12 protein-coding genes are annotated in these 14,438 nt (G+C 68.3%); all 12 read right to left on the reverse strand.

The window, feature by feature from the left end:
* Window positions 1–97 precede the first annotated feature (97 nt).
* Window positions 98–1,270 (reverse strand): glutamate 5-kinase, encoded by a 1,173-nt coding sequence (gene proB, locus H7J86_RS22230; protein ID WP_267293510.1) that lies wholly within the window; start codon window positions 1,268–1,270, stop codon window positions 98–100.
* The gene (obgE, locus tag H7J86_RS22235; RefSeq protein WP_090353379.1) at window positions 1,267–2,706 is read right to left on the reverse strand and encodes a GTPase ObgE; all 1,440 of its coding nucleotides are present in this window, start codon (window positions 2,704–2,706) and stop codon (window positions 1,267–1,269) included. Before obgE ends, proB begins: the two co-directional genes overlap by 4 nt.
* A gap of 99 nt (window positions 2,707–2,805) precedes the next feature.
* Window positions 2,806–3,072 (reverse strand): 50S ribosomal protein L27, encoded by a 267-nt coding sequence (rpmA, locus tag H7J86_RS22240; protein WP_090353378.1) that lies wholly within the window; start codon window positions 3,070–3,072, stop codon window positions 2,806–2,808.
* Between the two features lie 14 nt (window positions 3,073–3,086).
* Entirely contained in the window at window positions 3,087–3,410 is a 324-nt protein-coding gene (rplU, locus tag H7J86_RS22245; RefSeq protein WP_090353376.1) for a 50S ribosomal protein L21, read from the reverse strand.
* Between the two features lie 144 nt (window positions 3,411–3,554).
* Window positions 3,555–6,560, reverse strand: a complete 3,006-nt coding sequence (rne, locus tag H7J86_RS22250) for a ribonuclease E (RefSeq protein WP_267293512.1) — start codon at window positions 6,558–6,560, stop codon at window positions 3,555–3,557.
* A 295-nt stretch (window positions 6,561–6,855) separates the two neighbouring features.
* Window positions 6,856–7,275, reverse strand: coding sequence for a nucleoside-diphosphate kinase (ndk, locus tag H7J86_RS22255; RefSeq protein ID WP_090353372.1), 420 nt, complete (start codon window positions 7,273–7,275; stop codon window positions 6,856–6,858).
* 45 nt (window positions 7,276–7,320) lie between these two features.
* Window positions 7,321–7,980 carry an SRPBCC family protein gene (locus H7J86_RS22260; RefSeq protein WP_267293514.1) on the reverse strand — a complete coding sequence of 220 codons (660 nt, stop codon included), beginning with the start codon at window positions 7,978–7,980 and terminating at the stop codon, window positions 7,321–7,323.
* Complete coding sequence (locus H7J86_RS22265) at window positions 7,977–8,366, reverse strand: DUF4233 domain-containing protein (protein WP_267293516.1); 390 nt, start codon at window positions 8,364–8,366, stop codon at window positions 7,977–7,979. The genes H7J86_RS22260 and H7J86_RS22265 overlap by 4 nt, the downstream gene beginning before the upstream one ends.
* Entirely contained in the window at window positions 8,363–9,769 is a 1,407-nt protein-coding gene (folC, locus tag H7J86_RS22270) for a bifunctional tetrahydrofolate synthase/dihydrofolate synthase (RefSeq protein ID WP_267293518.1), read from the reverse strand. The genes H7J86_RS22265 and folC overlap by 4 nt, the downstream gene beginning before the upstream one ends.
* Window positions 9,766–12,402 (reverse strand): valine--tRNA ligase, encoded by a 2,637-nt coding sequence (locus tag H7J86_RS22275; RefSeq protein WP_267293520.1) that lies wholly within the window; start codon window positions 12,400–12,402, stop codon window positions 9,766–9,768. The genes folC and H7J86_RS22275 overlap by 4 nt, the downstream gene beginning before the upstream one ends.
* A 123-nt stretch (window positions 12,403–12,525) precedes the next feature.
* The gene (locus H7J86_RS22280; RefSeq protein ID WP_267293522.1) at window positions 12,526–13,089 is read right to left on the reverse strand and encodes a DUF937 domain-containing protein; all 564 of its coding nucleotides are present in this window, start codon (window positions 13,087–13,089) and stop codon (window positions 12,526–12,528) included.
* A 94-nt stretch (window positions 13,090–13,183) separates the two neighbouring features.
* A complete protein-coding gene (locus H7J86_RS22285; protein ID WP_267293524.1) occupies window positions 13,184–14,437 on the reverse strand; it encodes a saccharopine dehydrogenase family protein in 1,254 nt (417 codons plus the stop codon).
* Between the last annotated feature and the right edge of the window lies 1 nt (window position 14,438).

The following is a 14,438-nucleotide window of genomic DNA, read 5'->3' on the forward strand; positions in this document are numbered from 1 at the left end:
ATGGCGCCACGCGTCGTCCCGCCCTGCGCTGCCGGCTCGATCGCACCGACACCAGCAGAAACGTCAATTTTGCGACAATCGCCCACCGCCGACGCGGTCAGGTGGCCACCAGATCGTCGGCGTGCACCGCCGGCCGGCGCAGATCAGCAGGCAGGTCAGGGGTCGATCGGCCGATCATCGTGGCCAGTTCACCCGCGTCATAGGCCACCACCCCGCGCGCGACCACCTGCCCGTCGGGTCCGTGCAACTCGACGACGTCACCGCCGTGAAATTTGCCCGTCACCGCCGTGATCCCGGCGGGCAGCAGCGACCGGCGCTGGGTGACCACCGCACGCACCGCGCCGTCGTCCAGAGTCAGCGCACCCGCGGCCTCGGCGGCATAGCGGACCCAGAACCTGCGCGCCGACATCCGTTCGGGACGAGGGGCGAACACCGTACCCACCGAGGCGTCGCCGAGTGCGGCCGCCGCGTCGGCTGCCGCAGCCAACAGCACCGGCACGCCGGCATCGGCGGCCAGCAGCGCCGAGGACAACTTGGAGGCCATCCCTCCGGTCCCCAGATTGCTCCCGCCGCCCGCGACCACCCCGTCAAGGTCTCCCGCAGCGGCGACCTCGGGGATGAACCGCGCGGGATTGTCACCGGACGCCTTGCGCGGATCACCGTCGTACAGGCCGTCGATATCGGAGAGCAGGATCAGCGCGTCCGCTCCGACCAGATGCGCCACCAGAGCCGAGAGCCGGTCGTTGTCCCCGAACCGGATCTCATTGGTGGCGACCGTGTCGTTCTCGTTGACGATGGCCACCGCGTGCAACGCCCGCAGCCGGTCCAGCGTGCGCTGGGCGTTGGTGTGCTGGACACGCATCGAGATGTCATGTGCGGTCAGCAGGACCTGGCCCACCGTGCGCTGATAGCGGCCGAACGCCGAACTCCAGGAATTGACCAGGGCGACCTGACCGACGCTCGCGGCGGCCTGTTTGGTGGCCAGGTCCTTCGGGCGTTTGGTCAGGCCGAGCGGTTCGATGCCGGCGGCGATGGCACCGGAGGACACGATCACCACATCGGAGCCGGCCTTCATCCGGCCTTCGATGGCATCGGCGAGGGTGGCCAGCCGGCCGGCGTCGAAGACACCGGCCGGGGTGGTCAGCGCTGTGGTGCCGATCTTGACGACGACGCTGCGTGCGGTACGGACGGCATCCCTATGCACGCTCCGATCATGATTCGCTCCGCAAGCGTCGCTCGAGTCATGATTCGCTCCGCAAGCGTCGCTCATGCGTCGTTCTCCCGGCGTGCCTTCCGTGCTGCCTTGCGCTCGTCGGCGCCCACCCGCTCGGTCTGCTCGAGGCGGATGTCGGTGCCTCGCCCGGACAGGTGGGTGTCGATACCGGCCGGGGTCTGCGGCTCCCAGTCGAAGGTCATATCGCCGATCGTCACCGCGCAGCCCGGCGTGGCGCCCTGCTTGAGCAGTTCGTCCTCGACGCCGAGACGGGCCAGGCGGTCGCCCAGATAGCCCACGGCTTCGTCGTTTTCGAAGTTGGTCTGCGCAATCCAGCGTTCCGGCCGGGTACCCCGCACGAGGAAACCGCCCTGCCCGTCCGGCGATACCGTGAAACCGGTCTCGTCGACGGCGATCGGGCGAATGACCGCGCGGCGCGGCGCCACCTCGGGCTGCGCCGCCCGGTACGCCGACACCAATTCCCACAGCGCGAAAATCAAGGGCCGCAGCCCTTCTCGGCTCACGGTGGAGATCTCGTAGACGGGCCAACCGTATTTCTCGGCGATCTCGTCACGCACGAAGTCGGCCAGCTCGCGCGCCTCGGGCACGTCGATCTTGTTGAGCACCACGGCACGGGGACGGTCCGCGAGATCGCCGAGAGTCGTATCGCCTTGCAGGGTCGGCTGATACGCGGCCAGTTCGGCTTCAAGGGCGTCGATATCGGAGATCGGGTCGCGGCCCGGCTCCAGCGTGGCGCAGTCCACGACATGCACCAGCACCGCACAACGCTCGATATGACGCAGGAAGTCCAGTCCCAGGCCCCGGCCTTCCGAGGCGCCGGGGATCAGGCCGGGCACGTCGGCGACCGTGTAGGAGTGGTCCCCTGCGGACACCACGCCGAGATTCGGCACCAGCGTCGTGAACGGATAGTCGGCGATCTTGGGTTTGGCCGCCGAAATCGTGGAAACCAGCGAGGATTTGCCGGCCGAGGGAAATCCGACGAGACCGACATCGGCCACCGTCTTGAGCTCCAGGGTCAGATCTCGGGTCTGCCCCTTCTCCCCCAGCAGCGCGAAGCCGGGCGCCTTGCGGGCCCGGGATGCCAGTGCCGCGTTGCCGAGTCCACCCCGGCCGCCGGCGGCCGCCTCGAAACGCGTGCCGGCGCCGACCAGATCGGCGAGCAGACGGCCCTGATCATCGAGCACCACGGTGCCGTCGGGCACCCGCACCTCGAGATCGGCTCCCGCCGCACCGTCGCGGTTACTGCCCGCGCCCTGCTTGCCCGAGGGCGCGTTGACGTGTGGATGGAAGTGGAAATCCAGCAGGGTGTGCACCTGCGGATCGACGACCAGGACGATGCTGCCGCCCTTACCGCCGTTCCCGCCGTCGGGACCACCCAACGGTTTGAACTTCTCCCGGTGCACCGAGGCGCAACCATGGCCGCCGTTACCGGCCTGCGCGTGTATGACCACGCGGTCGACGAACCGGGGCATATCAGGTCCTTCCACGGATCAATGAAAAAGGTGAAGCCGCTACAAGTTCTGACTGGAGAACTCGCAGCAGCTTCACCTTCGCGGAAAGTCCTCGGAAAACTAGGCCTCCTGGACCGACGGTCGCACGATGTTGACCGTCCGGCGGCCACGCTTGGCACCGAACTCGACAACGCCCGGGGCGGTGGCGAACAGCGTGTCGTCGCCGCCACGGCCGACGTTCACGCCCGGGTGGAAGTGGGTACCGCGCTGGCGGACGAGGATCTCGCCGGCCTTGACCAACTGGCCGCCGAATCGCTTGACACCGAGCCGCTGGGCGGCGGAGTCGCGACCGTTGCGTGAGCTGGATGCGCCCTTCTTATGTGCCATGTCTGGTATGCCCCTTACTTGATTCCGGTGACCTTGAGCACGGTCAGCTGCTGACGGTGACCCTGCCGCTTGTGGTAGCCGGTCTTGTTCTTGAACTTGTGAATGCGGATCTTGGGGCCCTTGGTGTGCTCGAGCACCTCACCGGTGACCGCGACCTTGGCCAGCTCGTCGGCCGCGGTGGTGACCTTCGCGCCATCGACGACGAGGGCGACGGGCAGCGAGACGGAGGAACCCGGTTCGGATTCGATCTTCTCGACCTTGACCACGTCACCGACGGCGACCTTGTACTGCTTGCCGCCGGTCTTGACGATTGCGTACGTGGCGTTATCGGCTGCCATCGTTAGTCTTCCTCTACTTCGTTCTTCTGGGCGCGCGCAAAGGGTGAGGATGCACGTGCAGGTCTTGTTTGCGAACTGAGCCAGCTTTCGCGGCTACGAGCCTCGCGACAACTGGTCAAGGGTACGTGAGCAGCGGGGACAGGGTCAAACCGCGTCCCTCGGGGGGCCTGCCGGCCGCGCCGCGGCGCGGCGCCGCGGACGTCGTCCACCTGCACCGTTCGCCTCGACCATCGGTTCGGGTGTCACGATCGCCTGGTCAGAGCCGTTGTCGTCGTCCTCGTCAGCGTCGTCGAAGTCCTCGTCGGCGTCCTCGTCATCGTCGGAGTCCTCCGAGTCCTCGTCTTCGTCGGAGTCCTCAGAATCCTCGAACTCGTCGTCCTCGTCATCGTCGGAGTCGTCATCGGAGTCCTCGTCGAACTCGTCCTCGTCATCATCTTCGGAGTCGTCGTCAGCGTCGTCGTCATCGATGACATCGACGTCGTCCTCGATCTCGTCCTCGACGTCGGCATCGACACCGTTGGTCTCCTCGGCGGCGTCGTCGTCGATATCGCCGACGGCGATCAGCTCCTCGTCGCCTTCGGCGAGCGTCTCGTCTTCGTCGTCGAGGGGCCGGCCGTCCTCATCCTCATGCTTGCCGTTGGCCGCAGCCATCGCCTTGAACATCGGATGCTCGCCCGCCGCGTGTGCGGGTACCTTCGCGACCTGCACCTCTTCGGGCTCGGCCTTGGCGCCCTTCTTACCGCGTTTGCCTCGGCGTCCACCGCCACCACCGGCTGCGCCAACGGCAGCACCGGCCGACTCGGCCTTACGCGCGACCGCCTGCGCGGTGTCCACGGGATCGACGTGCAGGACGATTCCCCTGCCGGCGCAGTGCGTGCAGGTGGTGGAGAACGCCTCGACCAGCCCGGTGCCCAGGCGCTTGCGGGTCAGCTGCACCAACCCGAGCGAGGTCACCTCCGACACCTGGTGCCGGGTGCGGTCGCGGGCCAGTGCCTCGGTGAGGCGCCGCAGCACCAGATCGCGGTTGGACTCCAGCACCATGTCGATGAAGTCGATCACTACGATGCCGCCGATATCGCGCAGCCTCAGCTGCCGCACCGTCTCCTCGGCGGCTTCCAGGTTGTTGCGGGTCACGGTCTGTTCGAGGTTGCCGCCCGAACCGGTGAACTTTCCGGTGTTGACGTCGATGACCGTCATCGCCTCGGTGCGGTCGATGACCAGGGTGCCGCCCGAGGGCAGCCACACCTTGCGGTCCAGAGCCTTGGCGAGCTGCTCGTCGATCCGGTGCACAGCGAACACGTCGGGGGCGTCGGGATTTGCCGGCTCGTACTTGGTCATGCGCGGAACAAGTTCGGGCGCAACCGAGTTCACGTAGTCGTTGATGGTCTTCCAGGCCTCGTCGCCGGAGACGATCAGACCGGAGAAGTCCTCGTTGAACAGGTCGCGGATCACCTTGACCAGTACATCGGGTTCTTCGTAGAGCGCGATCGCGGCACCGGCCTTCTTGCCGGTGGTCTCCGCGGCGGCGGCCTCGATCTGGGCCCAGCGTTCCTGCAACCGGTTCACGTCGGTGCGGATGTCGTCTTCCTTGACGCCCTCGGACGCGGTGCGAATGATCACACCGGCACCTGCGGGCACCACCTCTTTCAGGATCTCCTTGAGGCGCTGCCGCTCGGTGTCGGGCAGCTTCCGGCTGATCCCCGTGGACGAGGCCCCGGGCACATACACCAGGTAGCGGCCGGCCAGCGAGATCTGCGTGGTGAGCCGGGCGCCCTTGTGGCCGACGGGATCCTTGCTGACCTGCACGACGACGTAGTCGCCGGGCTTGAGTGCCTGCTCGATCTTGCGGTTGTTACCGCCCAGGCCGGCGGCCTCCCAGTTGACCTCACCGGCGTAGAGCACGCCGTTGCGGCCACGCCCGATATCGACGAACGCGGCCTCCATCGAGGGCAGCACGTTCTGCACGATGCCCAGGTAGATGTTGCCGACCAGGCTCGCCGACGCTGCTGAGGTCACGAAGTGTTCGACCACGACGCCGTCTTCGAGCACCGCGATCTGGGTGTACCGGGCGCCCTCATGCGGCGGCTCGGTGCGGACCTTGTCCCGCACGATCATCGTGCGTTCGACAGCCTCACGCCGGGCCAGGAACTCGGCCTCGCTCAGGATGGGCGGCCGGCGCCGGCCGGCGTCGCGACCGTCCCGGCGGCGCTGGCGCTTGGCCTCCAGCCGCGTCGACCCGCTGATGCCCTGGATCTCGTTATCGGGTTTGGCGCTCTTCTCCCGCGGCGCGCGCTCGTGCACGACGGTGTTCGGCGGATCGTCCGGCGATACCGACTCGTCGTCCCCGCCGTTGCCCGACTTACGCCGGCGCCGGCGGCGGCGGCGACGCGTGCCGCCCTCGGCGCCACCCGCTTCGTCACCGGAATCCTCGTCGGTGTCCTCGGCGTCCTCGGCGTCCTCGTCGGACTGCTCGCCCTCGGCCGTGCCGTCTTCGGCACCCTCGCCGACGTCGTCACCGGCTTCGTCGGCACTCTGCTCGCCGCGACCGCGGCCGCGGCCCCGACGGCCCCGGCGACGGCGGCGCGCGGCGGGACGATCCGACTGACCGTCCTCGGCGTCGGAATCGGTGTCGTCTGCGGTGTCGTCGGCGTCCTCGGCGGAGTCGTCGATGGCGTCGTCGTCCTCGGCCTCGTCACCCTGATCGGCCGCAGCCACCCGCGGTGCGAATTCGACCGGTTGCGGCGCGACGAACAGCGGGAGATACGGAGCAGGTTCGACCTCGCCGCGCGGGCTGAGCTCGCTCGCCACCTCCAGTTCGAAGGCGTGCGGGGTTTCCAGCAGCAACCGCGATTCGGGTTCGGCGTTGACCACCTCGACGGCTGCGGCCACCTCCGCCGGTTCGACGGACCCGGTCGCGTGGGGCGGCTCGGCTTCGGCCGCGTTGAGCAGGTCGCGGACGCGCTCGGCCTCGGCCTTGTCGACCGTGGAGTGCGGGCTGCGGGCCCTGCCGTCGAGCTCGGCGAGCACATCGACGATGCGCTTGCTGGTGGTGCCCAACAGGCGCGCCAGCGAGTGAACTCTCAGCTTCGCCGGCAGTTCCTCACTCTGCGCCGTTTGGGAAAGGTCTTGGGTATGGGCATCTTCGGCCACGTATTCTCCTCAAGCCCCCGGGCGCGTCAGATCGACGCGGCCACGCGAGGGCTTCCGCTATGGGTCCGGGACACTTACCCCGGACTTGTTATGGTCTCGCCCCGAGCAGTTCGGATGAACCCACTCGGTGCCTGGCTGAATGATGGCTGGACGGTCGGCGCCTCACCGCAAGATCGCGGTGGTCGCGCTCGTCGAAGTCTTCATCCGGGAGTCCGGACCCATTGTGGCGCCGATCTCCCAGGGCCAGTATCCCACACCGCGAGCCGGAATCTGACGAAGCGGGCCCAACCGCGAGCTAAGCGCCCGTCAGGCCGGGGAACCAGAGAGCGATTTCACGGGCCGCCGACTCGGGTGAATCGGAGCCGTGCACCAGGTTGTCCTGGGTGACCAGAGCCAGATCGCCACGGATGGTGCCCGGTGTGGCCTTCTCCACCGGGTCGGTGCCGCCCGCGATCTGACGGAACGCGGCGATCGCGCGCGGTCCCTCGACCACGGCCGCCACCACGGGACCGGAGGTGATGAACTCCAGCAACGACCCGAAGAACGGCTTGCCGTCGTGCTCGGCGTAATGCTGGCGGGCCAGGTCGTCGCTGACGACCTTGAGCTCAAGTGCCGCGAAGGTCAGGCCCTTGCGCTCGATCCGGCTGACGATCTCGCCGATCAGGTGGCGTGCGACGCCGTCGGGCTTGATCAAAACAAGGGTGCGCTCAGTCACGGCGGACAGCGTACCGGTCGGTAACCGGAGCCTGCGACACCAGGTTCAGCTCGGTCCCGGCGCACCCCGTCTGGCCAGCGATTCGGCCCGCTGTTTGATACCGCGCAGCATCCGCCGCTGCATGGCGAAGTCACCGAACTCCATCAGCAGCGCACCGAAGACGGTGAGCGAGGGGCGCCGCCAGTCGTAGCGGACGTGCACACGGGTCACCAGCCGGGTACCCGCCGGGGTCGCGGTCAGCTGCCAGACCCACGCGCTGTCCGGCTTCGTCCACACCATCAGTTCCGGTGGGCGCATCGACTCGACCCGGAAGGCGGTCTTCTCCGACGGAGTGCCGAACGGCGACATCGGCACCCAGTCTCCGGGTGCGAGGTGCTGCAGCGGCGCGATGATCTCGGTGGCGCTGGGCTCGCCGAGGTTGTCCAGCAGATCGTGGCTGTACCACCCGGCCCGGCCGGCACCCACTTGCACCAGCCACGGCCAGACGTCGGCGGGCGGGACGGCGATGTCGATGGCGCGGGTGGCCACGAACTGGGCGCCGGGCACCTGGTCATCCCCAGGCAGGCGCGCGGCCACTTCTGCGTGGGTGGCTCCCCACCGCAGATGGCGACCACGGATCGCGGGCGCGAACGCGAACAGCGGCAGATCCCGCAGCAGCGCCGCAAGTTGATGCGGCAGCTGCCGAAGGCCCCGACGCAGACTCAATCCGGCACATCCTGCTGGCCGGGCAGAAGTCCACGCTCCTGCCGGCGCTTGACCTCACCCCGCAGGACGATCAACAACGCCCAGACCAAGGCGAAGACCACCCCGATGAAGCCGATGCCCCAGTGGATGAAGGCGCCTGCGACGAGCACCAACTGCACCCCGAAGTTGATCCAGATGGCGCCCGGGCGGCCCTGCACTCCGGACAGCAGCACCAGCAGCACCGTCATCCCGATCAGGAAGCCGCCGGACACCCAGGTCAGACCCCCCTTGCCGAAGGACACCACCGGCAGGGCCAGCAGCACGACGATGGCCTCCAGAATCAGGGTTCCGGCCATCACCCCGCGGAAGCTCTTCCACGGATCGGGCGGTGTCGCCGGTGTCGTCATGCCGGGTCCCGTCCGAACAAGGTGCGGGCGGCGCCCGCCGTCACCACCGAGCCGGTGATGACGATGCCACTGCCCGACACCCCCTCCGCACCGGCGGACTCCTCCACCTGCGCGATGGCGGTCTCGATCGCGTCGGGCAGCGTGGCCGCGGTGAGCACCCGCTCCGCACCGAACCGCTGCTCGGCCAGTGTCGCCAATTCTTCGACGTCCAGGGCGCGCGGCGACCCGTTGTGGGTGACGACGATCTGATCGAACGCAGGCTCCAGCGCCGCGAGGATGCCGTCGACGTCCTTGTCGGCCATCACCGACACGACCCCGACCAGGAAGCGGAAATCGAACTCCTCGGCGAGCGCTTCGGCCAGCGCGGTGGCACCGGCCGGGTTGTGCGCGGCATCCACGAACACCGTCGGCGCGCTGCGCACCCGCTCCAGCCGCCCGGGACTGGCCGCGGCGGCGAAACCGGCCCGCACCGCGTCGATGTCGAGCTGGCGGTCTGCGCCGGCGCCGAAGAAGGCCTCGACCGCGGCCAGGGCGAGCACCGCGTTGTGCGCCTGGTGGGCCCCGTGCAGCGGCAGGAAGATGTCCTCGTACACCCCGCCGAGCCCCTGCAGCGACAACACCTGACCGCCGACGGCCACCTGACGGCTGCGGACCGCGAACTCCGAATCCTCGCGCGCCACCGCGGCATCGGCTGTCACCGCCTGCGCCAGCAGCACCTCCATGGCCTCCGGCGACTGGCGACCGATCACCGCGACGGTATCGGTGGGCACCAGGTCATCGTCCTGTTTGGTGATGATCCCGGCCTTCTCCCCCGCGATCTGCGCGATGGTGTCACCGAGATAGTCGGTGTGGTCCAGCCCGATCGGTGTGATGACGGTGACGGGCGCGTTGACCACGTTGGTGGCATCCCAGCGGCCCCCGAGGCCCGTCTCCACCACTGCGATATCGACGGGGGCATCGGCGAAGGCGGCGAAGGCCATCGCGGTGAGCACCTCGAACTTGCTCATCTTCGGTCCACCGGCCGCTTCGGATTGCGCGTCGACGAGTTCGATGAACGGTTCGATCTCACGGTAGACGGCGACGTATTGCGCTGGGGTGAGCGGCTTTCCGTCGATCGAGATGCGCTCGACGGCCGACTGGAGGTGCGGGCTGGTGGTCCGCCCGGTGCGGCGGTGCAGCGCGATCAGCAGGGCGTCGATGATGCGCGCCACCGACGTCTTGCCGTTGGTTCCGGCGATGTGGATGGACGGATAGCTGCGCTGCGGTGAGCCCAGCAGTTCCAGCAGCGCCTCGATACGCGCCGTGCTCGGTTCGATCTTCGTCTCCGGCCACCGCTGGTCGAGCAGATGCTCGACCTGCAGCAGCGCCGCGATCTCGTCCGGGGTGGGCTCCGGATTGGTCATGCGAGTGCGGCCAGGCGAGCCGTGATCCGCTCGACCTCTTCCTGGGCCAGCTGCTGGCGGCCCTTGATCTTGTCGACGACGGCTTCGGGAGCCTTGGCCAGGAATTCGGCGTTGCCGAGTTTGCCTGCGGTCTGGACCAATTCCTTCTGCGCGGCGGCCAGATCCTTCTCCAGACGGCGTCGTTCGGCGGCGACGTCGACGGTGCCGGAGGTGTCCAGCTCCACCACGACGGTGCCCTCGGACAGTCGCACCTCGACCGAGGCCGAGGCGGTGAAACCGTCGGCCGGTTCGGTGAGCCAGGCCAGCGCGGTCACCGCCGGCAGCTGGGACTGCACGTCGGCGACGTCGAGACCGCTCAGCCGGGCCGGGACCCGCTGCCGGTCGGCCAGACCCTGATCGCTGCGGAACCTGCGCACCTCGGTCACCAGCTTCTGCATATCCGCGACGCGCCGGGCGGCAACGGAATCCAGCGCGAAGCCCGACGCTGCCGGCCAGTCCGCGATCACCAGCGACTCACCGCCGGTGAGCGTCGTCCACAGCGTCTCGGTGACGAACGGCATCACCGGGTGCAGCAGCTTCAGCAGCGCGTCGAGCACCGCCGCCAGCACCGCGGTGGTGTGCATAACACCTTGCGAGAGCTGCACTTTGGCCAGCTCGACATACCAGTCGCAGAACTCGTCCCAGGCGAAGTGGTACAGCGCCTCACAGGCTCGGCTGAACTCGTAGGCCTCCAGCGCGGCATCGGCCTCGGCGCGCACCTCCTCGAGCCGGCCCAGGATCCACCGGTCGGCGTCGGTGAGTTCGCCCGCGTCGGGCAGCGGCGCGGGGGCCGCACCGTTCATCAGCGCGAACTTGGTGGCGTTGAACAACTTGGTGGCGAAGTTGCGCGAGGCGCGCGCAGCATCCTCACCGATCGACAGGTCGCCACCGGGGCTCGCACCGCGGGCCAGGGTGAAGCGCAGGGCGTCGGCGCCGAACTTCTCCACCCAATCGAGCGGGTCGATACCGTTGCCCTTGGACTTGCTCATCTTCCGGCCGAACTCATCGCGGATCAGGCCGTGCAGGAAGACGTTCCGGAACGGGACGGTGCCGGCAGCCACCACATCGTCACCGGCGACGAAGGTGCCGAACATCATCATCCGGGCCACCCAGAAGAACAGGATGTCGTAGCCGGTGACCAGCACGCTGGTCGGATAGAACTTCTCCAACTCGGGGGTCTTCTCCGGCCAGCCCATCGTGGAGAACGGCCACAGCGCCGACGAGAACCAGGTGTCGAGCACATCCGGGTCCTGCACCCAGCCCTCGGGCGCGGTCTCGTCGGGACCCAGACACACCTGCTGACCGTCGGGACCGTGCCAGATCGGGATGCGGTGGCCCCACCAGAGCTGGCGCGAGATGCACCAGTCGTGCATGTTGTCCACCCACGCGAACCAGCGCGGTTCCAGGCTGGCCGGGTGAATCACGGTGTCGCCGTTGCGCACCGCGTCCCCCGCCGCCTTGGCCAGCGACTCGACCTTGACCCACCACTGCAGGCTCAGCCGCGGCTCGATGGGCTCGCCGCTGCGCTCGGAGTGGCCGACACTGTGCAGATACGGACGCTTCTCGGCGACGATCCGGCCTTCAGCGGCCAGCGCCTCACGCACCGCGACCCGCGCCTCGAACCGGTCCATGCCGTCGAATTGTGTTCCGGTGCCGGTGATCGCGCCGGCCTTGTCCAGGATGGACGGCATGGCGAGGTTGTGCCGGACACCGATCTCGAAGTCGTTCGGGTCGTGTGCGGGGGTGACTTTGACTGCGCCGGTGCCGAATTCGGGATCGACGTGGGCGTCGGCGACGATGATGACGTCGCGGTCCAGGAACGGGTGCGGCAGCGTCGTGCCGACCAGCGCGCGATAGCGCTCGTCATCGGGATGCACCGCGATGGCGGTGTCGCCGAGCATGGTCTCCAGCCGGGTGGTGGCCACCACGATATGCGGTTGCGCGTCGTCGAGAGATCCGTACCGGAACGACACCAGCTCGCCCTCGACGTCCTCGTACTTCACCTCGAGGTCGCTGATCGCGGTCTGCAGCACCGGCGACCAGTTCACCAGGCGCTCGGCCTGGTAGATCAGCCCGGCGTCATAGAGCCGCTTGAAGATGGTGCGCACCGCACGGGACAGACCCTCGTCCATGGTGAACCGGTCGCGACTCCAGTCCACACCGTCGCCGAGCCGGCGCATCTGCCCGCCGATGGTGCCGCCGGATTCGCGCTTCCAGTCCCACACCTTGTCGACGAACAGTTCGCGGCCGAAGTCCTCTTTGGTCTTGCCGTCGACGGCAAGCTGCTTCTCCACCACCGACTGGGTGGCGATGCCGGCGTGATCCATGCCGGGCAGCCACAGCACCTCGAAACCCTGCATGCGCTTGCGCCGGGTCAGGGCGTCCATCAGCGTGTGGTCCAGCGCATGGCCCATGTGCAGGCTGCCGGTCACGTTCGGCGGCGGCAGGACGATCGAGTACGGCGGCTTGGTGCTCGACGGGTCGGCCGTGAAGTAGCCCGCGTCGACCCAACCCTGATAGAGCTCGCTCTCTACCGCACCCGGCTCCCATGACTTGGGAAGGGCATCGGCGCGCGAGGAAGGGCTGGCAGTCACCTGGTCATTCTAGAAAGGCCGCGCGGACCGACCGGGCGTCGCCCCGCCCTGATCGCCGAACGTCGACTTGATGGCGGCCGATCGCCCCTTCGCCGACGAGAAGTCGACGCTCGGCGGCGAAGGCTACTTCTTGCCGCCGAGGAGTCCACCGAGCACGCCGCCCAGGATGTTGCCCAGCGGGTTGTTACCCGCGCTGCCTCCACCGCCGGCGCCGGCGAGGACGCTGCCCAGGATGTCGCCCAAACCACCACCTCCGCCCGAAGCGGCCGGCGTCGCGTTGTTCTGCGCGAACTGCTTGCCGATATAGGCCAGCACGATGGGGGCCAGGATCGGCAGCAGCTGCTTGATCAGACTGCTTCCCCCGGCTCCGCTGTCTGCGAGGGCCGAGGCCACCTGGTTGGTGTCGTTACCGCCGAAGATGTGGGCGACGATGTTCTCGCCCTCGGCCTGATCCACCTGGTCGACGCTCACGCCGCCGTCGAGCAGACCGCTGGCCCCCTGTGCGGTGACCGCCGACTCCAGCGTGCTGGAGTCGATATCGCCGGACGTGACGTTGTGCTGCAGGCCGCCCACCAACGCCGGGACCAGGGTCCGGATGGCGTTGTTCACCTCGCCTTCGTCGGCCCCCAGCTTCGTCGCAATATCGTGTACCGGAATCTGTGCGAAGAGATCATCCAGACCGGCCATTTCATCCCCACCTTCATCGCTGGTTGACGTCCTACCCGCACTCGACCCTAGCCGGATCGGGCCCCCGCCCACAGGGGTTCGGCGCTCCCCGGTTTCAATCCAGCCGAGTGGTCTCCAATGTCACCCCGGCGGCCGGAAGCCGGGTGAGCAGTGCATCGCCCATCGCCGCGGCGGGCGTCAGTACGCCGCGCAGATCGGAGAGCCGGTCCCGGTCCAGTGCCAGCGCCAGCCCGCTCTCGCCGAGCAGCACCGCAGTCGCCTTGTAGCCGGGGTCGCCCTGCTGGGCGATGACGGCCCGGTAGCGCGCACCCGTGCTGGTCGTGGTGTACGTCTCGATGCGGTAGTGCCCGTTTTCCCTGGTTCGTTCGCTCGGCCCGGTGCCGGGTTTCGGCACGATCCGCTCCAGTAGGGCCGAGGGCACCTTGTTGAGGTATTTCATGCCGAGGCCGAAGGCCGCGGCGTTCACGGCGGTGTCCACCGCGGCGACGACCGGTGCCAGCACCGAGGAGCCCGTGCTCATGTGCTCGGCATAGCGGAACGTTCGGCCATATGCCCAGTCCAGAAGGGCGTTACTGCGCCGCACGATTCGCGAGTTCGGCGCCGCCATCGCAAACGCACCGGTCCACACGCCGGCCAGTTCGGGCGCGATCTGGACGCCGCGAATCCAGGGCGTATCCGATTGGTGTCCCAGATCGGGTTCGGCCGCACGGTCGGTGCTCAGCGTGTACGGGTCGAGCATCTCGCGCCGGATATCCGGATCACCGGCGGCCGTGCGGAAGAACTCCATCATCGATGCGACGGTGCCACCGGATACCCCGCCGGCAAAGGTGCGCAGCACCAGGTCGGTGTCGGTGAGGTCACCGGTCCCGTCGGTGCGGACCTTGTCGTAGAGGGCATAGACGGTGAGATCGGAAGGGACCGAGTCGAATCCGCAGGAATGCACGATCCGGACGCCGGTGTCGGCGGCCTGCTTGTGGAACTGGTCGACACTGTCGCGGATGAACGGTGTCTCACCGGTGAGATCGGCGTAGTCGGTGCCGGCTTCCACGCAGGCGGCCACCAGCGGCAGGCCGTAGCGGGTGTAGGGCCCGACGGTGGTGACGACCACCTGGGTGCGCGCGGCCATCGCCGCCAGCGTCGCCGGTGACCCCGCATCGGCTTCGATGATGGTCCATGAGGCGGCCGACTCCCCCAAGGCGTCGCGCACCGCACGCACTTTGTCGGCGGACCGCCCGGCCAGCGCGATCCGGGCCGGGCCACCCGCCTTGGCCAGGTACTCGGCGGTGAGTCTGCCGGCGAAGCCGGTGGCGCCGTACAGGACGAGGTCGAATTCCCGCTGCGAGGTCATG

It is taken from the genome of Mycobacterium hackensackense, from assembly GCF_025822555.1.
Taxonomy (GTDB): Bacteria; Actinomycetota; Actinomycetes; order Mycobacteriales; family Mycobacteriaceae; genus Mycobacterium; species Mycobacterium fluoranthenivorans.